Here is a 22,522-nt window from a genome sequence, read left to right as displayed (position 1 = left end):
ATTGGACCTGAACCTAGACGAAGAGACGCTGGCTTTCCAGGCCGAGGTACGTGAGTTCCTGGCGGCCAATCGAGATCATATCCCGACGAAGTCCTACGATAACGCGGAAGGTTTTGCGCAGCACCGTATTTGGGACATGGTGTTGTTTGACGCGGGCCTGTCGGTGATCAACTGGCCGAAGAAGTACGGTGGCCGCGATGCGCCGCTACTGCACTGGCTGGTCTACGAAGAGGAATACTTCCGCGCCGGCGCCCCGGGTCGGGCCAGCGCGAACGGCACTTCGATGCTGGCACCAACGCTGTTCGCACATGGCACCGAAGAACAACTAGACCGCATCCTGCCGAAAATGGCGCGTGGCGAACAGATCTGGGCCCAGGCGTGGTCGGAGCCGGAGTCCGGCAGCGACCTGGCGTCGCTGCGGTCCACCGCGACCCAGACCGACGGCGGCTGGCTGCTCAACGGGCAGAAGATCTGGAGTTCGCGAGCGCCGTTCGCCGAGATGGGCTTCGGTTTGTTCCGCTCGGACCCGCAATCGCAGCGGCACAACGGGTTGACGTACTTCATGTTCGACTTGAAGGCCAACGGCATCACGGTCCGGCCGATCGTTCAACTCGGCGGCGACACCGGTTTCGGCGAAATCTTTCTCGACGACGTCTTCGTGCCCGACGAGGACGTGATCGGCGCGCCGAACGACGGCTGGCGCGCGGCCATGAGCACCTCGAGCAATGAGCGGGGAATGTCGCTGCGCAGCCCGGCCCGCTTCCTGGCCGCGGCCGAACGGTTGGTGCAACTGTGGAAAGACAGCGGGTCGCCGCCCGAATTCGCCGAGCGCGTCGCCGACGGCTGGATCAAGGCCCAGGCCTACCGGCTGCAGACATTCGGCACCGTCACCCGGCTGGCCGCCGGCGGCGAACTGGGCGCCGAATCGTCGGTCACCAAAGTGTTCTGGTCCGACCTCGACGTCGAACTGCACCAAACCGCGCTCGATATCCGCGGCGCCGACGGCGAGCTGGCCGGACCCTGGACCGAAGGTCTGCTGTTTGCGCTGGGCGGCCCAATCTATGCCGGCACCAACGAGATTCAGCGAAACATCATCTCCGAACGGCTGCTGGGTCTGCCCAGAGAAAAGACCGGAGTGAAGCGCTAATGGAATTCGCCATCGACGAACAGCAGCGGGACTTCGCTGCCAGCATCGACGCGGCCCTGGCAGCCGCGGATCTACCCGGCACTGTGCGCGCCTGGGCTGCGGGCGATACCGCACCCGGGCTCAAGGTGTGGGAGCAACTGACCAACCTCGGCGTCACCGCACTGATCGTGCCGGAGCGCTACGACGGGATCGAGGCGTCGCCGGTGGATCTGGTGGTCGCGTGCGAGCGTCTCGGGCGCTGGTGCGTGCCCGGACCCGTCACCGAATCGATCGCCGTTGCACCGATTCTGCTCGCAGACGACGAACGCAGTGCCGGTCTGGCTTCCGGGGAACTGATTGCCACCGTCGCACTGCCGCCAGAGGTTCCGCGGGCCGTGGACGCCGAGACGGCTGGGCTGGTCCTGTTGGCCGGACGGGAGGTCAGCGCAGCTGATCCCGGGGACGGGCACGAATCGGTCGATCCCAGCCGTCGCCTTTTCGACGTGACGGCATCCGGTGACTCCTGGCCTGCCGACATCCAGCGCGCCTACGAGTTCGGCGCGCTGGCCACCGCGGCGCAGCTGATCGGAGCGGCCGAGGCGCTGTTGGCCGGCAGCGTCGATTACGCCAAGCAGCGCACGCAATTCGGCCGGGTGATCGGCTCTTACCAGGCGATCAAGCACAAGCTCGCCGATGTGCACATAGCGATCGAGTTGGCCCGACCACTGGTCTACGGGGCGGCATTGACGCTGGAATCCCGCGACGTGAGCGCGGCCAAGGTCGCGGCCAGTGAGGCGGGTCTGCTGGCCGCCCGGTCGGCGTTGCAGACCCACGGTGCGATCGGCTTCACTCAAGAGCACGACCTGTCGTTGTTGCTGCTTCGGGTGCAGGCACTGAGATCGGCCTGGGGCACACCGGAATCGCATCGACGCAGGGTACTGGAGGCGCTGTGACCGAAGAACGGGAGATGCTGCGAGAGACCGTGGCTTCGCTGGTAACCAAGCATGCCGGTCCGGCGGCGGTGCGTGCGGCGATCGAGTCTGAACGCGGTTACGACGAGTCGCTGTGGCAACTGCTGTGTGAACAGGTCGGCGCAGCGGCCCTGGTGGTTCCCGAGGAGCTGGGCGGGGCCGGCGGCGAATTGGCCGACGCCGCAACGGTCTTGCGGGAGTTGGGTCGGGCATTGGTCCCCTCGCCCTTGCTGGGTACCACGCTTGCCGAGCTCGCGCTGCTGGCCGCCCCGGAGCCCGATGCGCAGACGCTGGAAGCACTCGCCGAAGGCACCTCCATTGGTGCGCTGGTTTTCGACCCCGACTATGTCGTCAACGGTGACGTCGCCGACGTCGTCGTTGCCGCCGACGGCGGTCAGCTGACCCGCTGGACCGAGTTCAGCAGCGAACCCGTCGTCACCATGGACCTCACCCGCCGGCTGGCCCGTGTCCAGCCGAAGGGCACCTCGCCGTTGGGCGACGACCCGGGACTGGCCGATATCGCGGCAGTGCTGCTGGCGGCCGAGCAGATCGGAGCGGCAGAACGCTGCTTGGACCTGACCGTCGAATACACCAAGAGCCGAGTGCAATTCGGCCGGCCGATCGGCAGTTTCCAGGCGCTCAAGCATCGGATGGCCGACCTGTATGTCGCGATCGCCGCGGCTCGCGCCGTCGTCGACGACGCATGCATCGACCCGACGCCCATCAACGCCGCAACCGCACGACTGGCCGCCACCGAGGCGCTCAATACCGTTGCGGCCGAGGGTATCCAACTGCACGGTGGCATCGCGATCACTTGGGAACACGACATGCACCTGTACTTCAAGCGTGCCCACGGCAGTGCGCAGTTGCTCGACACAACACGAGACGTGCTGCGCCGGCTGGAAACTCAGGTGTTGCAAACCAAGTGACCCATCACGTCGCACTGCGTGCCGGCATCCCACCGTTTTATGTGATGGATGTGTGGTTGGCTGCCGCGGAGCGCCAGCGTACCCACGGCGACCTGGTGAACCTGTCGGCCGGCCAGCCCAGCGTGGGAGCCCCGGAACCGGTGCGGGCGGCCGCCGCGGCAGCACTGCATTTGAACCAACTGGGCTACACCGTGGCGCTGGGCATTCCGGAGTTGCGGACGGTGATTGCCGAGGATTACCAACGCCAGCACGGCATTTCGGTCGAACCCGACGCGGTGGTGATCACCACGGGATCTTCGGGCGGGTTCTTGTTGGCGTTCCTGGCGTGCTTCGACGTCGGCGACCGGGTGGCGATGGCCAGCCCCGGCTATCCGTGCTACCGAAATATCCTGTCGGCGTTGGGGTGCGAGGTGGTCGAGATCCCCTGCGGCCCGGAGACCCGATTCCAGCCCACGGCCCGCATGCTCGCCGAACTGGACCCACCGATCAAAGGTGTCGTCGTCGCAAGTCCGGCCAATCCCACCGGGACCGTCATACCGCCAGCGGAATTGGCGGCGATCGCATCGTGGTGCGACGCCACCGGGGTGCGGCTGATCAGCGACGAGGTCTACCACGGACTGGTCTACGACGGAGCTCCGCAGACCAGCTGCGCATGGCAGACGTCACGAAACGCGGTGATCGTCAACAGCTTTTCGAAATACTTCGCGATGACGGGTTGGCGGCTGGGTTGGCTGGTGCTGCCGCAGGAGCTGCGACGGGCGGTGGACCGCCTCACCGGCAACTTCACTATCTGCCCGCCAGTGCTGTCGCAGATCGCGGCGGTCTCGGCGTTCAGTGCGGAATCGATCGCCGAGTCCGAGGCGAACCTGCAGCACTACTCCGTCAACCGCACGTTGCTGCTCGACGGCCTGCGCCAAATCGGCATCGACCGACTGGCACCGACCGACGGCGCATTCTACGTCTACGCCGACGTCTCCGACTTCACTTCCGATTCACTGGATTTTTGCTCAAACCTGTTGTCCGACACTGGTGTTGCGATCGCGCCGGGCATCGACTTTGACCCCGCCCAAGGCGATTCGTTCGTCCGGCTGTCCTTTGCCGGGCCGACCAGCGACATCGAAGCGGCGCTAGGCCGTATCAGCGATTGGTTGCCGGGTCGCTAGTTCGTCGATGCGCGCTTCGAGCGCGTCACGGTCGGGCACGTTGATACCGAAAGATCCACTCAGCGTGTCGACTACGGCGGCCCCACTGTCGAGCTGTATCTTTTCGCTCCCGTCGGCCCGATGGATGGATAGGGTGCGCCCGGCCAGGTTCATCCGGCCTTCCGCGGTGACCGCGGCCGCCATCAGGCCGGTGACAAAGTGGGAGGCCGGAAATGTCGAGACGTACCAACTACCGACGATCAGATCGATCTGCGGCGTGGTCTGGGTGGTGAATTCGTACAGCGGCTGCCACTCGTCGCGGACCTGCGCTTGCAATACCAATCCGTCCCCGCGGTCTTCGAGCCGATACGGCTCATGGGCGGTCTGCTGGACGCCACCGGTGAGTAGGCGCAACGGCGAGGTTGGCGTCTGCCCGCCGAAGCCGACGTCGACGAGATATGGGCCTGCGCAGCCCGGGAATGTCACCGCGAGCACGGTATGGGTCTGCGCCGGCGCCGGCGCGCCGGGAGGGGACATCCAGACCACCCGGCCGGCCAATCGGCGCACGCGGTAACCGAGTTCGGCGAGCACGTAGCCCATCAACCCGTTCTGTTCGTAGCAGTACCCGCCCCGGCGCCGATGAACCAGCTTCTCGGTCAGCGCCGGCGCGCCCAGATCGGCCACCGGCACGCCCAGGAACGGGTCGAGGTTCTCGAACGGAATCGCCTGCGTATGGGCTGTTATCAAGTCCTGAAGGACAGCCAATGTCGGGTCGGCAGGGCCGCGATAACCGATGCGGTCGAAATAAGCGGTCAGGTCCACATCAGACATTCTCCCCCAGGCCCGGGTTGTTTTAGTTTTGTCAAACAGGGGGACTCCTTACCCACTGGTGTCAAAGCCACTTAAACCGATCTATCGATGGAGCTCGCCATGAGTACCACAACTATCGTCTGGATTGTGATTGCCGCACTCGTGGCAGTCGCGTTGATTGTTGCCTTGATTGTGTTGTCCACCAAGGCAAAGCGTCGCCGCCAGGTCCGGCAGGCCGAAGAGATTCGTGAGCAGGCCAGGTTGGAGTCGAGCCGGGTGGAACGCCGCGAAGCCCTCGCCGAAGAGACGGCCGCGCGGGCGCGGGCCGCTCAAGCCGAAGCCGAGGCGAAGGCTGCGGAGGCTGCCCGCCTGCAAGACCGTGCTGCCGCACACCAGACCGAGGCGGCAAGCTCCCGCGAGCAGCTCGACGAGCAGTGGCGTCGCGCCGACGATCTCGACCCGAGCGCCGGAGTCGCGAAGACCGACCAGTCCCAGACTCGCGACGATGCAGGCATGCAGGAAGAGGCTTGGGGCAACGAACGGGGCAGGGAATCCGCGCGTACTCAGCGCTAGCCGATTGGGAACGGCCCGCCCCGGCGCGAACGCCCCGGCGCCAGAGACACTGCATTGGTTGCCCGGCTCTGCGCGACAGGAAACTTTGTCGCTCAGAGTCGGGCACGCGGGCATATGCTCCCGGAGACCGGCGACGCCACTAAGGAGACAGCACATCTGCCCGGCTCTCAGCGACAGGAAACTTTGTCGCTCGGAGCCGGGCATGTGCGCATATACCTGCGGAGCGACCACGAAGCTGCTCAACGGCGTCCCGCGTCCGTTGTGCCCGAAAAACTTAGCGACCCGGGCCGGTGCCAGGTCCGGGCGGTACCAATGAGTCCGGGCTGGGATGGCTGCCCGTCTTTGGGCCGATATCGGAGACCTGCCACTTGTCGCCGACCTTGTTTACGGTGACCTGCAGCAGGATTAACGACACCCGCGACTTTGGGTTCTGCAGGTTGCGGGTGGTCTGCGCGGCGGACACCACCACTTGATAGACTTGACCGGGTTGGGCCACCGCGTCGGTGGCGAGCACTTCACCCGAGGACGTGACCTGTGCCTGGGTCATGATGCCCTTGAGCAGTTCAGTGGCGTTGACGTACTTGTCCTTGAGCGCCTGCGAAACTCCGTCCTCGACCGAGCGGAAGAAGGCGTCGGGATCCTCGAAGGTATAGGTCAACGACTTCAGCGCGTAATCCTTGGCGAGCCCGGCAGCGGCCTGGCGGTCGGATTCGGTCTGCCGCAGTGCGGCGAGCTCACCGGCCACACTGCGGTACTTGTCGAACCCGAACCAACCGGCCACCAGGAGGACCAAAACCGCAAGCAGGGCGAACCGTAGCCGGCGCAACGGTTTTTGCCGCACCTCCTCGACCGTGGTTTCGTCGTCCTCGACTATCTCGTCAATCAAAGTGTCTGTACTCATTGATGTCCTTCCGGAACGGTCACCTGCACGCGAACTCCGCCCGCGTCGCTGAAGGTCGAGGCCCATATATCGACGAAATGTCCTGCGTCCACCTTGAATCCGCGCAGCGGCGCGGTCGCCGGCTCCAATGCCGCGGCGAAGGTGCTCAGTGGTCCTGCCAACATGTCGAGGTATCCCCTGAGGTTTGCCACCAGCGTGGGGATCGGTGCTCCTGGAGCGAAAGCGCCGTCACCGGCGTGCGCGTACTCGTCGACCTCGTGGGTAAGCTTGGCCAACGCCAGAATCGAACCGGGCAGCAGCTTTCCGCTTCTGGCGAGTACCCCGCCGACGTCCTGCTCACTGATGTGGTCGGTCAGGAGCGCCAGGTTGCCGAAGAGCGTGGCAAGCACCTGCTTGTTTTCCCGCTCCATCCGCGCTGCCGCGCCCGCAGTCTCGGCCAACGAGTCGATGGCGGCATCGTTGTCGGCGAATGCTTGCGAGATGTTGCCGACGATGTTGTTGACGTAGGTGGGGTTTAGCACCGACAGCAGCGCGTTGGCCTTGTTGAGCAGGTCGCTCACGGTGACGGCAGTAGCAACCCGATCCGCTGGAATCACCGTTCCGTCGTTGAAATACGGTGGCGCAATGTGTTTCGGCTGGAAATCGATGTACTGCTCTCCAACGAGGGATAGGTTCTGAATGCTGATCGCGCTGTTGGCTGGAATCGAGTGATCCCGGTTGAGTTCGATCGAAACCTTTAATCCACCAGCGCTGGTCCGAATCCCGGTCACTTTACCTACTTGAATACCCCGCATTGTCACCTGCGAAGTGGGCATCAACCCGCCGGAGTTGTCCAGTAGCAACGTGATCCGGGTGGGCTGTGCGGTGGGCTCGAAGTCGAGCACGCCGAATGTCAGATAACCCGCACCGAGCAACGTCACCAGCGTCAGGATCACTGCGGTGACACCGGCATTGAACTTCATGGCAGCATACCCATCGTCCGCATCGTCGAAATCGCCTCGTCCGCGCGCGTTCCCGGGCTCGCCGACACGCTCAGTCTGGGACCGCCGCTGCTGTAGAACGGGATGAGCTTGTCGCGGATCAGCGCGACCAACTTGTCAGCCATGGCCGGCAGGGTCACATCAGCAGAAGCAATGGTCTGCACCGTCGGCGTGATGTAGGACAACATCTGCAGCAAGTCGGGGGTGTTCGGCACCAACAGTTCGCCGCCGTAGCGGCCGAGATCCTGTGCGCACACCAGCAGGTGGACGATACCGGGCAACACCGCCGACATCGCCCTGAGCCGGACCGGGCCCTCGTTGATCAGCCGGTCGAAGGCCGCGGTGTCCGACACCAGGCCGTTGCTGACCCGCTCAGTGCTGCTGAGGATTTCGTCAAGCTTGTCTTGGTTGGCCGCCAGGTCGTGAAGCATGCCGGCCAGCTTCTGACGCATCCGGTCCAGCTCGGCAGGATCCTTGGAGAAGGCGTTATTGAAGTTGACCACCGACTCTTCAAGTGTGTTGAGCGACCCGCCGGACACCAGGGTCGACACCGAGCGCAGAATGTCTTCGACATTGTCGGCCGGGACAGTGTTGCGCAGCGGTATCGTGTCGCCCTCGTGCAGCGTAGCGGCAGTGGGGCTCTCCGATGGCAGCAGCGCAATGTAGATGTCGCCCAACACCGTTGCCTGTCGTAGCTCGGCGCGGGTATTCTGCGGCACCTTGACATTCCGGTTGACCTCGACGTAGGCGACCGCCGTGCTGCCCACCAATTGCACCCGGTCCAAGACGCCTACCTGGACACCACCCAAGTCGACCTTGGCCCGCGCGGGCAGGTTCAGCACGCTAGAGAACTCGATCTTGATGGTGTACTTGTCATTTGGCACGTATGCTCCGGGCACGGTCAGGCGAGTTGGGTCGAGCGAACAGCCACTCGCGAGGACGGAGATCGCCAGCAGCACGCCGAGCAGCACGCGTCGGATCATGACGCCGCTCCCAGCAGCAGGTCGGTCAAGCCGAACGTGATCGCATCGGAGGAGGCACCGGGTGCGCACGCCGCCGCGGCGCCCGGGATGTTGCGTTGTTGTAGAACATCGCAGATGGCGCTGGCCTGTGCTGGTGCGACGGCGCGCACCTGCGGCGGCAGGTATGTCACGTTGTGCGAGCCCCAGTCCGGTTGATACTGCGACGCAACCCAATTGGTCACTGGCGGTAGCGCATTGATCAGGCCGACGATTTGCGGGGTGTAAGCGGTCAGCACATCGCGCAGCCACGGGACCAGTTTGTCGCCGATGTTGTTGTACGCCCGGGGCGCAAACCGGTTCAAGGCCTCGACCAGCAGCGGTAACGCGTGGGACAGATGGCTTAGGGCCACACCGAACCCGGTCGACAAGCCTTCGATCATCCGCAAGCTTTCGGGCAGTGTCTGGAGCACGGTAGCGACGGTGTCCCAGTGCTGCAGCAGTTCCGAAGTAAGGATCTCGCTGTTGGCCAGCAGATTGCGATAGTCGGTGTCGGCATGGTTCGGGTCACCGATCAACGTGACCAGATCGCGCAGCGTTTGGTTGATGCCGGGTCCAGTGCCCTCCAGTGAGTGGCTCAATGCGGCCAGGCTCTGATTGATCGCCTCGGCGCCCGGCGCCCGCATTGGATCCTGGCCCGATTCGGTTCCCAAGATCGCGCCGGCCAGTTTGTCGACGGCAGAGAAGGTTTGACTAACACTGATCGGGGTCTTGGTAGAGACCAGTTTGATGCACTGCGGGCCCGAGAATTTCGGGCCGCCGGCGTAGGGCTTGGTGAGCTCGACGTGCCGGTCAGCGACGATCGACTGGGAATAGGTGAGTGCGCCGACATCGGCCGGCAGGTCCAAGTCGCTCGGCACCGTAAAGTCAACTTGGACATAATCAGGCTTGTTGGCGATCGCGGTTACCGAGCCCACATCAATGCCGAGCAACTGCACCTTGTTCCCGGGATAGAGACCGACCGCGTCGCTGAACTCGGCGCACATTGATTTGTCGATGGGTGTAATAACCTTGGCGCCCGTCACCGCCACCGTCAGCGCCAACGCGACCACAGCAGCCACCGCAACCCCGATCCAGGTCGACTTTCTCTTCATATCAGCACTGCCTCACCATGTTCGGCAGACAGATGTTCGGCACCTGCACCACCCTGTTGCTCTGGTCGACAACGATGCCCTTTCCCTGCAGCATCGGTAACAGCACGTTTACGATCTGAGTCAGTCCCTCGCTGGCCTTTCCGACCCGTTCCGGGTGTGCCACCAGGGCCGTGACGATGTCGTCGATCCCGTTGATCGACGGCGCCAACTCACGGTGGTAGAAGACCATGAGCCGGTCGATGATGCGAGTCAGTTCGCCGAGCAGCGTGAAAAACTCGATGATGTCAACGGATTTCGAAGTATAGCGCTGGCCGACCAACGCGAACTGCTCGATCAACGCCGTCAATTGCTGTCGTCCGGAGGCGAATGCGCTACTGGCATCGTTGACGAAATCCAACCCCCGGTGGAAATCCCCGCTCATCTTGCTCAGCGATCCGGTCAGACCCTGGGCGGACTGCAGGATTTCGCGTAGCGCGTTCGGATACTTGTTAGTGGCGTTAGCGAGTTCGGTGAAAGTGTCGTGGATGAGCTGCCCGTTGACGTCTCGGATGAACGGGGTCACCGTCTGGATGATGTCGTTGCCTTCGAAAGGTGTCTTGACCCGCTGCGGAGGAATCACGTTGCGGCCCAGCGGTGTCCGGCCTTGTGGGTCCAGAGCCAGGTAGTGGCCACCTAACGGGGTCAGCAACCGGATTTCCACAGTCGAGTCCGAGCCGATCCCCACCGCCCGGTCCACCTCGAAAGTCACTTCTACCAGGGTTCGTTTCAACCGAACGCCGGTGACCTTCCCAACCGAGACGCCGGCGATGCGTACTTCGTCGCCGGTACGCACACCGCCAGATGTGCTTGAGTGCGCCGTATAGCTGGCCTGTCCAGTCGGGTTCACATAGGCCACCCCGGTGGTGACCAGCGCGACCACAATCGCAAAGACGCCGACGATGCCGAGGCGGCGACTGCGGGTCGCTTCGGCACGGTCGTCGAGCACTCGACGGTTCTGCAGCCGGAAGGCCATTACCTGCACACCACCAAATCCTGTTGCGCGAAAGACACTTCCCCGATTCCGGGCAGGTGTACTTCGCCGTTCGAGCAGCTGAAGGCGGGCCGCTCGTCGTCGACCACGGAGTCGCGCAGGCTCTGGATCAGGGCGGGGGTCAACGACAACCCGGCGATCACGGTCGGCGTCTGCGGGAACATCCGGGTGGCCAGGCCGTATAACGGGGAAGTCGATGCATCGAAGCCGTGTTCCGCGGTTTGCAGGATCCGCACCAGGCTGCGCATCATCGGCAGTTCGATGTCGATGGAAGTCCGGAACTCCTCGGCTTTGGAGGTAAAGGTCGCCAGGGCATCGTTGAGCGCCCCGATCAGATTGAACAGTTGGCGCGACTTGCCGCCGAGATCCTGGGACAACTCGCCGAGATTGCGCAACAGGACGGTGATCACGGCCTGGCGGTTGACGGCATACTTAGAGATGGCATCGAGATCGCGTAGCACCGGGCCTATTCCGGTGTCGTCTCCCTGGATAAGTCGCAGCAGGTTCTCACCGAACCGATTGAGCTGCGCGGCATCCAAGGTCTGAAAGACGGGCCGAAAGCCGTTGAATAGCTTGGTGATGTCAAACGACGGCACCGTCTGCCCGACCGGAATGGTGGAGCCGGCGGGCAGTCGTTCACCCGCCCGTCCCCCCGCCGCGCCCGGTTGGACCAGTTCGACATAACGCTGCCCCAGCAGGTTCTGATAACGAACCGCCGCAATTGTGTTGCGATACAACAGATGCCGATCCAGGGCGGTGAACTCGACCTGCGCGGTGCGGCCGTTCAACCGGATGGCCGCCACCTTGCCGACCTGCACTCCGGAGATGCGGACGTCGTTGCCCACGTCCAGGCCGGAAACGTCGGTGAACGTCGCCGTGTAGTGCGACACGGGTCCGTTGACCGGACTTCGCAACGCGGTCAGCAGCAGGATCGCGCACACCGTCGCCACCGTGGTGAAGGTCGTCAACCAAAACAACGGCTTGGCAAGGTTTCTCATCGCGACGGCTCCAAAGTGACTTCGGTGCGCAGTTTGACCTGACCGTCGACGACGACGAAAGCGCCGTCGGTCCGATCCAGCAGAGCGGACAGTCGGTCATAGGCGGGCGCCAAGCTGCCGGCAGCGAACGACGCCGGGACACCGACATTCATGATCGCGTTGACCAACGACACGATCCAGGTGCTGTGTTGCGCGGAGATCTGACCAACGTCGACTAACAGCTGACCCGTCTGGGCAAACACCAGATCGGTGCGATCGACAGCGCCCGGCGTCACCAGCGGGGTCAGCCCGTCGAGCAGGTTGGTGGCCAGGTCGACGACTGGAAGCGCGTCACCCAGTCCGCTGACGAATGACGCCAGGACCGAAAGCGATTGTGCGACAGGCATCGTCTTCGTATCAGCGATGATCCTGGCCAGATCCGAGCCAGCCCGTGCCAGTGGTTCAACGATGTCGGCATGTCTGCGTAGCACTTCGATCACGTGCTCGAATTCCGGGTTGTCGAAGCTGCGACTCAGCTTCTGACCCTGGCGGAGCAGTCCGGTGATCGACGCAGCCTGTACGTCGGCACTCATTACCAACGTCTGGTTGGACCGTAACGGTGGCCCGTTGCCGTCGCTGACCAGTTCGACTGCGGCCGTGCCGAATACGTTGGACGAGGTGAATCTGGCTTTGGTGTCGGTGGTCAACGCCCTGGCCTGGTTGGAGTCGAGCACCACCGTCATCCGCTGTCTGTTGTACCCGACCGATTCGAGTTCTTTCACCGAACCGATGGCCAGACCGTGGAACTTGACCTCGGCGCCGGGTGCCAAGCCTTCGCCGATCGTGTTAGCGACGACGGTCAGCTTAAAAGTGTCGTCGTAGACGCCTTCGGCCGTCTGGTAGAGCAATATCGCGACGACGGCGAGCATTCCGGCGACGATCAGACCCCGGATACGCAATGCACGTGAACTGGTCATCTGCTATCCCGACAACCGAAGACCGGGATTGTTGCCCCAGAACACCAGGGTGAGCACCATGTCGGCAATGACGACGGAGATCAGGCTGGCCCGGATCGCCCGCCCCGAAGCGTGGCCTACACCCTCGGGACCGCCTCCGGCGTAATAGCCCTCGTAGCAATGGATTGCCACGATCAGCAGCACGAAGATCGCTGCCTTGAGCACCGAGAGCACCACGTCTGACGGCTGGATGAACGCGTCGAAGTAGTGGTAGTAGGTGCCCGATGACTGGCGGTGCACAACGTTGACCACCAGCGAGCAGAACAGGTAGCTCAGCACCAACGCCATCAGGTAGAGCGGAATGATCGTGATGATGCTCGCGATAACGCGCGGGGTCACGACGTAGGGAATCGACGGAATGCCCTGTACCTCAAGCGCATCGATCTCCTCGGAGATTCGCATGGCGCCGATTTCGGCGGTCATCCTGGTGCCGGCCTGAGCTCCGAACCCGATCGCCGCGATCATCGGCGCCATCTCGCGGGTGTTTGCGTACGCGGAAATGAAGCCAGTCAGCGGTCCCATACCGACCATGTCCAACGCGGCATACCCTTCGATGCCGACCGAAGCTCCGATCGCGGCACCCATGAAGGCCAGCACACCGACCGTTCCGCCGCCGACGATGAAAGAGCCGTTGCCCCAGATCATGTCGACCAGGATGGTGCCAATGTGGCGGCGGTAACGTCCGATGGTCCGGGGTACCGCGCCGACGGCTACGGCCAGGAAACTGGCCTGGTGACCGAGCCGCTCAAAAAACGAAAGGCCGCGATTGGTTACGGCCAGCGGCAGCCGGACCGCGGTGGCCAGTCCATGGGGGACGTACTTCGACGGGGTGGCCATCAGCCCACCTTCGTCGGCATGAACATGGTGACGAGTTCGGTGATCACCAAATTGAGGAAGAAGACCGCGACCACGCCGAGGACCACGGATGCGTTGACCGCGTCGGCCACCCCACGTGGACCACCCCTGGCTTCCAGGCCGCGCTGGCACGAGATCAACGTGACGATCACGCCGAAGAGCCAGGTCTTGAGCAACGCGACACCGAGATCGGCGGTGGTGGCGAAAGACCCAAACGAGGCGATGTAGCTGCCCGGTGTGCCGGACTGAAAGCCGACGTTGATGACATAACCGGCGGACAACCCCATGAAGATGATGAAGACGCACAACAACGGTGCCACCAGGATCATCGCCGCCAGTCGGGGCGTGACCAGGCGCTGCACCGGGTCGATACCCATCACGCGCAGCGCGTCGACCTCGTCGCGGATGCTGCGGGCACCCAGGTCGGTGGTGACCGCCGCGCCCGCCGCGCCACCCAGCAGCAGCGCGGCCACGATCGGAGCAGCCTGCCGGATGACGCCCAGACCACCGGCCGCACCAGAGATTGACGTCGCCCCCACCTGCTGGATGAGGCTGCCGACCTGCACCGCGACGATGACTCCGAACGGGACCGAAATCAGCAGCGCCGGAATGGCGGTGACACTGACGATGAACGATGCCTGGTTCAGCGTGTCCCGCCAGGGATGTCGCAGCCGGACCAAATCAGTGATCAGGTAGCTGGTGGACTGCGCCGTCAGCTCGAAGAATCGGCCCAATGTCTGCAGGGAGCCGTCCGTCTTGCGCACGGCGCGCTGGCCCACCTTCTTGACCGCGCCACCGAGGCGAACCGTGCCTTGTCGTGAACCGACCCGGACCGCCGGGCGGGCAGACGAAAACGACATGGCGAATCCTCGATCACATACGCGCTTGGAATTGGTGGACGCTGTTGCGTGAGTTCGCACAGTACAACACCGAGCGTTATTAAAGCGAGGCCCAATCGTTATTTATTTCAGCTTGTAAAGCGGGTGGACAAGACACGCAGAATGCCAAATGTAAAAGGCATTTACAGTCCGACGATTTAGCGCACGAAAAAGGCGCGGAGTAAAACACGCAGAATTTTCCGGGCAATTTCCGGTGAACCGTGGTAAAGGGGGCATATCCGGGTTTAGGCTGCGCTACACATTTACCGTCTTAGAAACCGGCCCTGACCCTGGAGGTTGCCGTCATGGCAAGACCAGCCCTGGACACCGCAAAAGCGCTGGCAACACCGCTGGAAGCGTTGCGCAGCGAATACGACGTCGTCATCCTCGGTTCTGGCTACGGCGGCGCCATCACCGCCGCCCGGCTCGGTGTGGCCAATGCCCGAAACGCCCAGACCGGCGGGCAGCCCCTGAACATCGCGGTCTTCGAGCGCGGCGCCGAACACCCGACCGGCACCTTCCCCGAGTCGGAAAAGGCGGCGGCTGCCCAGTTGCGGTCACCGGTGAACCCACTCGGCCTGATTGAACTCGAGCGGTTCAAGACCATCGACGTCATCCACGCAAACGGACTCGGCGGTACCTCGCTGATCAACTTCAACGTGGCCATCGTTCCTGATCGGGAGGTCTTCCTGGCGTCCTGGCCCAAAGAATTCCAGCGGTTGGTGGAGCAGCACGGGGAGGGTGTCGGGGGACTCGAGGAGTTCTACACCCGCGCCCGGCGCATGCTCGGCGCGGTGCCCTACGCCGAGAACGTGCCGCTGCGCCGCGTCGAAGCGTTCACCCAGATCGCCAAGAACGCGGGCGCCCAACTGCAACTGCTGAACATCACTGTCAGCACCGAGGACCGCGTCACCAAGTACGGCGTGCAGCGCCGGTCCTGCCCGAACCACGGCGGCGACGGGACCGGAGACAACACCGGATCGAAAAACACCCTGATGACCAACTACCTCCCGATGGCCGCACACTTCGGGGTCGAGCTGTTCGCGGGCATCGAGGCGCTTCGCGTCGAGCCGACCGACGACGGCCGCTGGCGCGTCATCGGCCGGCGAACAGCCAAAGCCAATGGCGACAAGGGTGCCGAGATCGCGGTCATCGCCCGTCGTGTCGTGGTATCCGCGGGCACGCTGGGCAGCAACGGCATCCTGCTGCGGTCCAGTCAGGCCGGGTTGGACCTGTCAACGCGGTTGGGCAAGAACTTCAGCGGCAATGGCGATAACTTCGGCATCGCCTACAACACCGACATGCAGACCGACACGCAAACCTGGGCGACCACAGACGGGCCGCCGCGTTCCCTGTTGGCCTGCGGACCCAGCATCACGGCCGCGATGCGGTTCGGTGCCGACCAGTCCGACCTGCGCAAACGTTTCACCGTGCAGGATCTCTCGCTGCCGCGCGCGCTCACCGACAGCTTCCGGTTCGGGTTGATGGGGCTAGCCGCCACCAGCTACCGCGACTACCGCAAGGCCAAGCTGGACCGGTGGCGCCGCGACATCGCGTTCAACACCGACGGGGCAATGAACCACTCGCTCGGGTTCCTGATCATGGTGCACGACAACTCCGACGGCGAACTGGTGCTCCGCAAGAACGGCACCGTCCGGATCGACTGGCCCGGCGCACCCACCGAGCGGGTCTACAAAGACGTCGACGCCGTCATGCGCCCGGCGGTCGAGGCCATCGGGGGCACCTATATCAAGAACCCGCGATGGGACAAGCGATTCCTGGGCAAACACCTGATCACCGCGCACCCGATGGGCGGTTGCACTACCGCGGACAACGTCGACGCGGGGGTGGTCGACCACGCAGGGCGGGTGTTCGCACCGAACGGCGGCACCTACGACGGGCTCTACGTCTGCGACGGGTCGGTGATCCCGCGCGCGATCGGCGTCAACCCGTTCCTGACCATCTCGATGTTCGCCGAACGGACCGCCAAACTGCTCAGAGAAGAGCTAGGTCTGCCCGGCTACGACCCGGCCGTCGAAGGCGACGACCGGGTCTAGCCGACACGCTAGGTGCGCAGCGCGAAGAACCCGATCATCTCGTAGTGATCGCGGGGCAGCCGGAACAGGATCTTGCCGAGATAGGTGCCCGGCACCACCTCGACCAGTTCGTCGCGGATGCTACGGATGATGACGTAGGGGTTCTCCTTGACGTCCGCGTAGTCGATGACCATCACCTGGACATCCGGGTCAAGCTTGCCGGCGTCTCGGTAGGTCTTGAAGTCGAAGGCGAGCTTGCCGTCTGCCGCGTCCTTCATTTTGTACAGCGGCCACAGCAACTTCGATGGAAGCTTGGCGTTCGAGGTCATCCGGTTATCGCCGCTGCCGGCCGCCAAGTCGAACCGCTTCCCCTGCCACGGCATCCACAAATTGGTGACAAAGCGGACGGCGGCGTCGACCACCGGATTGGTGGTTGTCATTACCAAAATGCCGTCGGTCGGGCCGTCCAAGCTGTCGGGCGCGGTGCCGTTTCGGAAGATCGCGTCGAGTTCGGCCTCGGCGGCGGCGCTGTTCGACTTCGCCTGTTCTTTCAGGTCGACGATCCATTGCCAGGCTTCTTCGGCTGCCGCGCGCTCTCTGAGCTCGGAGACCCGGGACTCCGTCGCTTCAATTGACATTTGTCGCCCTTATCTGTGGTCGGGATTGTATCGGCCAGATGTTAGCCCCGCCACAAAGAAATGGGAACAACTTTTACGAACGAATAATTGACAGTCTTTTTATTTATTCGACGCCGGGCGTCAAGTAATTTGACAATCCGCTTACAGCCAGGTGTCGTCGGTGGTGGTGGTCAGGAACGCTTCCAGATCGTCGCGCCACTGGGCAGGAGTGGTCTTGTCCGGCTCGATGCCGGTATAGGAGCCGCGATAGAACAGCAGCGGCCGGGGCTTGATCTTGGGTACCTCCGAGAGCGAGCTGACCGCGCCGAACACCACGAAGTGGTCGCCACCGTCGTGCACAGACGCCACCGTGCAGTCGATGTAGGCCAATGACCCGTCGATGATCGGTGATCCGAGTTCCGAAGGGTGCCAATCGATTCCGGCGAACTTGTCCGGCTCCTTGGATCCGAAACGCGCCGAGACGTGCTTCTGACTCTCGGTCAGTACGTTGACAGCGAAGCGCCCACTGGCCTCGATCGCCTGCCAGGACCGGGAGACCTTGGTCGGACAGAACAGCACCAGTGGCGGATCCAGCGACAGTGCCGCGAACGACTGGCAGGCAAAGCCGATCGGCACGCCGTCATGCACCGTGGTAATGATGGTGATCCCCGTGCAGAACTGGCCGAGCACGCTGCGGAACGCGCGCGGATCGATCGGCGCTGCGGCCACTGCTAGCTCTTGAAGCCGATGGAGAAGTCGTGACCCCACAGACTCACCGCGGTGCTTTCCCGGGCGATCCAGTCCCCGTCAGCGACCTGTCTTCCCTCGCAACCGAATTCGACGTCGAAGCCACCGGGTGTCTTCATGTAGAAGGACAGCATGAGGTCGTTGACGTGCCGGCCCAGCGTGGCCGACATCGGCACCTTCTTGCGCAGCGCGCGGTCCAGACAAAGTCCGACGTCGTCGGCGTTCTCGACCTCGACCATCAAATGCACGATGCCCGAGGGCGTCGGTGCCGGCATGAAAGCCAGGCTGTGATGGCGCGGGTTGCAACCGAAGAACCGCAGCCACGCCGGCGCCCCGTCTGCGGGCCGGCCCACGATCTGCGGCGGCAGGCGCATCGAGTCACGCAACTTGAAGCCGAGCACATCCCGGTAGAAATGCAATGATTCGGCGTCATCCTTGGTGGACAACACGACGTGGCCCAATCCCTGTTCGCCGGTAACGAACCTGTGCCCGTACGGGCTCACCACCCGACGGTGCTCGAGCGCGACGCCGTGGAAAACCTCCAAGCAGTTGCCGGACGGGTCGGAGAACCGGATCATCTCGTCGACCCGACGGTCCGCGAGTTCGGCGGCGGTGGCCTCCTTGTAAGGAGTGCCCTCCACGTCTAACCGCTCCCGAATTTCCTGCAGCCCTTCGGAATTGGCACATTCGAAGCCCGCCTCGGCGAGCCGGTCCTGCTCGCCGGGCACGATGACCAGTCGCGCCGGAAAGTCGTCCATCCGCAGGTATAACGCGCCCTCGGTATTGCCCTTACCTTCGACCATGCCGAGCACCTTGAGGCCGTACTCGCGCCAGGCGGCCATGTCGGTGGCCTCGATGCGCAGATAGCCCAGTGACCGGATACTCATCTCGCACCTCCTAAGAAATCACTTGTCAGCGTGTTGAATTCGTCGAACTTCTCCACCTGAGCCCAATGCCCGCACTGCCCGAACACGTGCAACTGGGCCCGAGGAATGGTCTTCAATGCCACCAGCGCGCCGTCGAGCGGGTTGACCCGATCCTCTCGGCCCCAGATCAGCAACACCGGCTGGCGCAGTTTGTACACTTCGCGCCACATCATGCCGAGCTCAAAGTCCGCCCCGGCGAACGACATTCCCATCGCCTTGGTGGCCGTCAACGACTCGGGCGTGCTGGCCAGCTCGAACCGCTGGTCGACCAACTCCGCAGTAATCAGCTTCTGGTCATAGACCATGACCCGCAGGAACGCCTCGAGATTTTCCCGGGTGGGTTGCATGGAGAACTTGCCGAGTCGCTTCACACCTTCGGTGGGATCGGGTGCGAACAGGTTGACACTCAATCCGCCGGGCCCCATCAGCACCAGCTTGCCGGCCAGGTCGGGATAGTCCAACGCGAACCGCACCGCGGTGCCGCCACCAAGCGAATTGCCCACCAGCGGAACGCGTCCCAGCCCCAACTGGTCGAACAGCCCCTTGAGCGCCCTGGCCGCATAGTGGTTGAACTGCCCATGTTCGGCGCGTTTGTCGGAGTGGCCGTAGCCGGGCTGATCGACGGCCAGTACGTGAAACCGCTGGGCCAGCACGGCGATATTGCGGGAGAAGTTCGTCCAACTCGACGCGCCGGGGCCACCGCCGTGCAACAGCACCACCGTCGGTGCGTTGCCGATACCGGCCTCGTGGTAGTGCAACTTCAGCGGGCCGTCAACGTCCACTTCCGCATAGCGCGAGGTGGATTCGAAGGTGATCTCTTCAGTCGGCGCCGTCATCAGACCATCGTGTCGCCGGGCGGCAACCCGAACTCGTTGTTACCAAAGATCACGTACGCCCGCTCCGGGTCATTGGCGGCGTGCACCCGACCCGCATGCGCGTCACGCCAAAAGCGTTGCACCGGTGCGTCGTTGGCCAGCGCGGTGGCACCGGATGCTTCGAACAGCCGGTCGATCGACGCGATCGCGCGACCGGTGGCGCGCACCTGGTCACGGCGGGCCCGGGCGCGCAGATCGAACGGGATCTCCTTGCCCGCGGAAAGCAACGCGTATTCATCGGCGACGTTGCCACTCAGTTGACGCCATGCCGCATCGATATCACTGGCCGCCTCGGCGATGCGCACCTTGGCGAACGGGTCGTCCTTGGCCTTCTCGCCGGCGAACGCGGCGCGCACCCGCTTGCCCTGGTGCTCGACGTGCGCGTCGTATGCGCCATAAGCCATGCCGACGATCGGAGCCGAAATGGTCGTGGGATGCATTGTGCCCCAGGGCATTTTGTACACCGGAGCGGTGTTGGTCTGATATCCGCCGGCGGTGCCGTCGTTCATCGCCTTGTAGGACAGGAACCGGTGCCGGGGCACGAAGACGTCCTTGACGACGACGGTGTTGCTGCCGGTTCCGCGCAACCCGACCACGTGCCAGACATCGTCGATGCGGTACTCGCTGCGAGGAATCAAGAAGCTGCCGAAGTCCACCGGGCGCCCGTCCTTGATGACCGGTCCGCCGAGGAAGGCCCAGGTGGCGTGGTCGCAGCCGGACGACCAGTTCCAGGAACCGTTCACCAAATAACCGCCGTCGACCACGACGCCGGCACCCATCGGGGCGTATGACGACGAGATGCGCGTCTTGGTGTCCTCGCCCCACACCTCTTCCTGGGCCTGCTGGTCAAACAGCGCCAGGTGCCAGTTGTGCACGCCAATGATGGAGCTGACCCAGCCGGTGGAACCGCACGCGCTGGCCAGCCGCCTAGTCGCCTCGTAGAACAAAGCGGGGTCGCATTGCAGCCCGCCCCACTGCTCGGGCTGCAGCAAGGTGAAGAATCCCACGTCTTCCAGATCCTGGACCGTCTCGTCGAGCAGGCGGCGGCGGTCCTCAGTGGCCTGCGCGCGCTCGCGGATCCGCGGCAGCAGATCATCGATGGCAGCTAAGACCGACTGCGCATCACGCTGTTGAATGGTGGTCACTTACGTTTGCCTCCTGGGAGAGCGGACAGAGCTAGCGAGAACCGATTTCGACTTAAACAAAGACTAGAACACGTTCCGATTTGTGTCGAGCAGGGTATTCCTGCGGCTGGTAGCGGTACATATCGGCTTTTCTATAACATGTTCTAGTTCATACCGAAGGAAGGGCAGGTCGTGACAGCGGATATTCCTGGGGACATCCCCGACGAGCCGCTCGGCGACCATGTGCTGGAGTTGCAGATCGCCGAGGTGGTCGCCGAAACCGACGACGCGCGGTCGCTGGTGTTCCAGGCACCGCCCGACGCGTCAGTACCTGCCGAGAGGTTGCGTTACGCGCCCGGGCAGTTCCTCACGCTACGGGTGCCCAGCGAGCGCACCGGTTCGGTGGCCCGCTGCTACTCGCTGTGCAGCTCGCCGTTCACCGACGACGCACTGACCGTCACCGTCAAGCGCACCGCGGACGGGTACGCATCCAACTGGCTGTGCGACAACGCGCACAAGGGAATGCGCATCCACCTCCTCGCCCCGTCGGGCACCTTCGTGCCCAAGACGCTGGATGACGACTTCCTGCTACTGGCGGCCGGCAGCGGGATCACCCCGATCATGTCCATCTGCAAGTCGGCGCTGTCCGAAGGCACCGGGCAGGTGACGTTGGTCTACGCCAACCGTGACGACCGTTCAGTGATCTTCCGCGACGCGCTACGAGAGTTGGCCGCCAAATATCCCGACCGACTCACGGTGCTGCACTGGCTCGAATCGCTGCAGGGGCTGCCCAGCGCTGCCGCGCTAGCGAATTTGGCAGCGCCTTTCACCGGCCGTCCGGCGTTCATCTGCGGACCCGGCCCGTTTATGGAGGCGGCACGAGTCGCGCTGGAAACGTTGAAAGTTCCTGCTCAGCAAGTGCACATCGAAGTGTTCAAGTCACTCGAGTCCGACCCCTTCGCGGCGGTGACGGTCGACGACAGCGCCGACGGGGACGAAGAACCGGCCACCGCGGTGGTGGAACTGGACGGTGAAACTCATACCGTTTCATGGCCACGCAACGCGAAGCTTCTCGACGTTTTGCTGGCCAAAGGTCTCGACGCGCCCTTCTCGTGTCGGGAGGGCCACTGCGGAGCGTGCGCGTGCACACTGCGTAGCGGCAAAGTCAGCATGGAGGTCAACGATGTGCTTGAGCAGGACGACCTCGACGAGGGGTTGATTTTGGCCTGTCAATCTCACCCGGAATCTGATTCGGTAGAGGTGACCTACGACGAGTAGTCGGCGGCGATTCAGCGGGAAGGGAAAGCAGATGAGGCGGCTGGCTATTGCGGTGAGTGGACTGCTACTGGCGTTATTGGCCGCACCTACCGCGGCGGCCGGTGACAACGCCGCCACCACGCTGTTCCCGGTCGACGAGGCGACGCAGATCGAGACGCACTCGTTCGTCAATTGCCACGGCGGCGGCACATGCGACTTCGTCGCGGGCGCTAACCTGCGCACGCCCGACGGCCCGGCCGGCTTCCCGCCCGGACTTTGGGCGCGGCAGACCACCGAGATCCGGTCGAACAACCGTCTGGCGTACTTGGACGCGCACGCCACCAGTCAATTCGAGCGGGTGTTCAAAGAGGGCGGCGTCGACACGATCACCACCCAGTACTTCGGCGAGGGCCCACCGGACAAATACCAGACGACCGGCGTAATCAACTCGACGAGCTGGAACACCGGACAACCGATGACGGCGAACACCCTGCTTTTCGTGTGCACGCACATCCAGGTGGTCTACCCCGGGGTGAACCTCACCTCGCCCAGCACCTGCGCCCAGACGCCGATCGTCTAGCCTTCCCGCCTTCCCGCCTTCCCGCCTTCCCGCGAGCGTAACCAGGCTGCGATTTCACA

General features: G+C 63.6%; 23 protein-coding genes. 8 read left to right on the top strand and 15 right to left on the bottom strand.

What is annotated here, in order from left to right:
• Window position 1 precedes the first annotated feature (1 nt).
• The 4 genes from A5634_RS03875 to A5634_RS03860 are packed head-to-tail and all read left to right on the top strand — an operon-like array spanning window position 2 to window position 4,189.
• Entirely contained in the window at window positions 2-1,147 is a 1,146-nt protein-coding gene (locus A5634_RS03875; protein ID WP_065142766.1) for an acyl-CoA dehydrogenase family protein, read from the top strand.
• Window positions 1,147-2,079: an acyl-CoA dehydrogenase family protein gene (locus A5634_RS03870; protein ID WP_065142765.1), complete on the top strand. Its 933-nt coding sequence runs from the start codon at window positions 1,147-1,149 to the stop codon at window positions 2,077-2,079. Before A5634_RS03875 ends, A5634_RS03870 begins: the two co-directional genes overlap by 1 nt.
• Window positions 2,076-3,026 (top strand): acyl-CoA dehydrogenase IpdE2, encoded by a 951-nt coding sequence (gene ipdE2, locus A5634_RS03865; RefSeq protein ID WP_065142764.1) that lies wholly within the window; start codon window positions 2,076-2,078, stop codon window positions 3,024-3,026. Before A5634_RS03870 ends, ipdE2 begins: the two co-directional genes overlap by 4 nt.
• Window positions 3,023-4,189 (top strand): pyridoxal phosphate-dependent aminotransferase, encoded by a 1,167-nt coding sequence (locus A5634_RS03860; RefSeq protein WP_065142763.1) that lies wholly within the window; start codon window positions 3,023-3,025, stop codon window positions 4,187-4,189. Before ipdE2 ends, A5634_RS03860 begins: the two co-directional genes overlap by 4 nt.
• Here A5634_RS03860 and A5634_RS03855 read toward each other — a convergent pair.
• Entirely contained in the window at window positions 4,154-4,999 is an 846-nt protein-coding gene (locus A5634_RS03855; RefSeq protein ID WP_065142762.1) for an arylamine N-acetyltransferase family protein, read from the bottom strand. The two genes, A5634_RS03860 and A5634_RS03855, sit on opposite strands and share 36 nt — an antisense overlap.
• A gap of 99 nt (window positions 5,000-5,098) precedes the next feature.
• Here A5634_RS03855 and A5634_RS03850 point away from each other — a divergent pair, with 99 nt between their 5' ends.
• Complete coding sequence (locus A5634_RS03850) at window positions 5,099-5,551, top strand: hypothetical protein (protein WP_065142775.1); 453 nt, start codon at window positions 5,099-5,101, stop codon at window positions 5,549-5,551.
• Window positions 5,552-5,825: 274 nt separating this feature from the next.
• Here the strand turns inward: A5634_RS03850 and A5634_RS03845 are convergent, their stop codons facing one another.
• The 9 genes from A5634_RS03845 to A5634_RS03805 are packed head-to-tail and all read right to left on the bottom strand — an operon-like array spanning window position 5,826 to window position 14,283.
• Window positions 5,826-6,452 (bottom strand): hypothetical protein, encoded by a 627-nt coding sequence (locus A5634_RS03845; protein ID WP_065142761.1) that lies wholly within the window; start codon window positions 6,450-6,452, stop codon window positions 5,826-5,828.
• Window positions 6,449-7,414 carry an MlaD family protein gene (locus tag A5634_RS03840; RefSeq protein WP_065142760.1) on the bottom strand — a complete coding sequence of 322 codons (966 nt, stop codon included), beginning with the start codon at window positions 7,412-7,414 and terminating at the stop codon, window positions 6,449-6,451. The genes A5634_RS03845 and A5634_RS03840 overlap by 4 nt, the downstream gene beginning before the upstream one ends.
• Window positions 7,411-8,415 (bottom strand): MlaD family protein, encoded by a 1,005-nt coding sequence (locus tag A5634_RS03835; protein WP_065142759.1) that lies wholly within the window; start codon window positions 8,413-8,415, stop codon window positions 7,411-7,413. Before A5634_RS03835 ends, A5634_RS03840 begins: the two co-directional genes overlap by 4 nt.
• Window positions 8,412-9,545 (bottom strand): MlaD family protein, encoded by a 1,134-nt coding sequence (locus tag A5634_RS03830; RefSeq protein ID WP_065142758.1) that lies wholly within the window; start codon window positions 9,543-9,545, stop codon window positions 8,412-8,414. Before A5634_RS03830 ends, A5634_RS03835 begins: the two co-directional genes overlap by 4 nt.
• Before the next feature lies 1 nt (window position 9,546).
• Window positions 9,547-10,557, bottom strand: a complete 1,011-nt coding sequence (locus A5634_RS03825; protein ID WP_065142757.1) for an MlaD family protein — start codon at window positions 10,555-10,557, stop codon at window positions 9,547-9,549.
• Window positions 10,557-11,573, bottom strand: coding sequence for an MlaD family protein (locus A5634_RS03820; RefSeq protein WP_065142756.1), 1,017 nt, complete (start codon window positions 11,571-11,573; stop codon window positions 10,557-10,559). The genes A5634_RS03825 and A5634_RS03820 overlap by 1 nt, the downstream gene beginning before the upstream one ends.
• The gene (locus A5634_RS03815) at window positions 11,570-12,529 is read right to left on the bottom strand and encodes an MlaD family protein (RefSeq protein WP_065142755.1); all 960 of its coding nucleotides are present in this window, start codon (window positions 12,527-12,529) and stop codon (window positions 11,570-11,572) included. The genes A5634_RS03820 and A5634_RS03815 overlap by 4 nt, the downstream gene beginning before the upstream one ends.
• 3 nt (window positions 12,530-12,532) lie before the next feature.
• Window positions 12,533-13,405 carry an MlaE family ABC transporter permease gene (locus A5634_RS03810; protein WP_065142754.1) on the bottom strand — a complete coding sequence of 291 codons (873 nt, stop codon included), beginning with the start codon at window positions 13,403-13,405 and terminating at the stop codon, window positions 12,533-12,535.
• Window positions 13,405-14,283, bottom strand: coding sequence for an MlaE family ABC transporter permease (locus tag A5634_RS03805; protein ID WP_081290180.1), 879 nt, complete (start codon window positions 14,281-14,283; stop codon window positions 13,405-13,407). Before A5634_RS03805 ends, A5634_RS03810 begins: the two co-directional genes overlap by 1 nt.
• Before the next feature lie 323 nt (window positions 14,284-14,606).
• Between A5634_RS03805 and A5634_RS03800 the strand changes: the two genes are divergently transcribed.
• Window positions 14,607-16,358 (top strand): GMC oxidoreductase, encoded by a 1,752-nt coding sequence (locus A5634_RS03800; protein ID WP_065142753.1) that lies wholly within the window; start codon window positions 14,607-14,609, stop codon window positions 16,356-16,358.
• Between the two features lie 8 nt (window positions 16,359-16,366).
• Here A5634_RS03800 and A5634_RS03795 read toward each other — a convergent pair whose 3' ends face one another.
• The 5 genes from A5634_RS03795 to hsaA all read right to left on the bottom strand — a co-directional run bounded on the left by A5634_RS03795 (window position 16,367) and on the right by hsaA (window position 20,647).
• The gene (locus A5634_RS03795) at window positions 16,367-16,975 is read right to left on the bottom strand and encodes a hypothetical protein (protein ID WP_065142752.1); all 609 of its coding nucleotides are present in this window, start codon (window positions 16,973-16,975) and stop codon (window positions 16,367-16,369) included.
• 141 nt (window positions 16,976-17,116) lie between these two features.
• On the bottom strand, window positions 17,117-17,683 hold the full coding sequence (gene hsaB, locus A5634_RS03790; RefSeq protein WP_065142751.1) for a 3-hydroxy-9,10-secoandrosta-1,3,5(10)-triene-9,17-dione monooxygenase reductase subunit: 567 nt from the start codon (window positions 17,681-17,683) through the stop codon (window positions 17,117-17,119).
• Window positions 17,684-17,685: 2 nt separating this feature from the next.
• On the bottom strand, window positions 17,686-18,588 hold the full coding sequence (gene hsaC, locus A5634_RS03785) for an iron-dependent extradiol dioxygenase HsaC (protein ID WP_065142750.1): 903 nt from the start codon (window positions 18,586-18,588) through the stop codon (window positions 17,686-17,688).
• The gene (hsaD, locus tag A5634_RS03780) at window positions 18,585-19,463 is read right to left on the bottom strand and encodes a 4,5:9,10-diseco-3-hydroxy-5,9,17-trioxoandrosta-1(10),2-diene-4-oate hydrolase (RefSeq protein WP_065142749.1); all 879 of its coding nucleotides are present in this window, start codon (window positions 19,461-19,463) and stop codon (window positions 18,585-18,587) included. Before hsaD ends, hsaC begins: the two co-directional genes overlap by 4 nt.
• Window positions 19,463-20,647: a 3-hydroxy-9,10-secoandrosta-1,3,5(10)-triene-9,17-dione monooxygenase oxygenase subunit gene (gene hsaA, locus A5634_RS03775; RefSeq protein WP_065142748.1), complete on the bottom strand. Its 1,185-nt coding sequence runs from the start codon at window positions 20,645-20,647 to the stop codon at window positions 19,463-19,465. The genes hsaD and hsaA overlap by 1 nt, the downstream gene beginning before the upstream one ends.
• A 183-nt stretch (window positions 20,648-20,830) precedes the next feature.
• Between hsaA and A5634_RS03770 the strand changes: the two genes are divergently transcribed.
• Window positions 20,831-21,904 (top strand): ferredoxin--NADP reductase, encoded by a 1,074-nt coding sequence (locus A5634_RS03770; RefSeq protein WP_155769345.1) that lies wholly within the window; start codon window positions 20,831-20,833, stop codon window positions 21,902-21,904.
• 31 nt (window positions 21,905-21,935) lie between these two features.
• Entirely contained in the window at window positions 21,936-22,463 is a 528-nt protein-coding gene (locus A5634_RS03765; RefSeq protein WP_065142746.1) for a hypothetical protein, read from the top strand.
• Window positions 22,464-22,522 lie beyond the last annotated feature (59 nt).

Source organism: Mycobacterium asiaticum, assembly GCF_001673365.1.
GTDB lineage: Bacteria > Actinomycetota > Actinomycetes > Mycobacteriales > Mycobacteriaceae > Mycobacterium > Mycobacterium asiaticum_A.
Note: the sequence above shows the minus strand (reverse complement) of the source record. Positions and strands in the feature narration are given on the sequence as shown.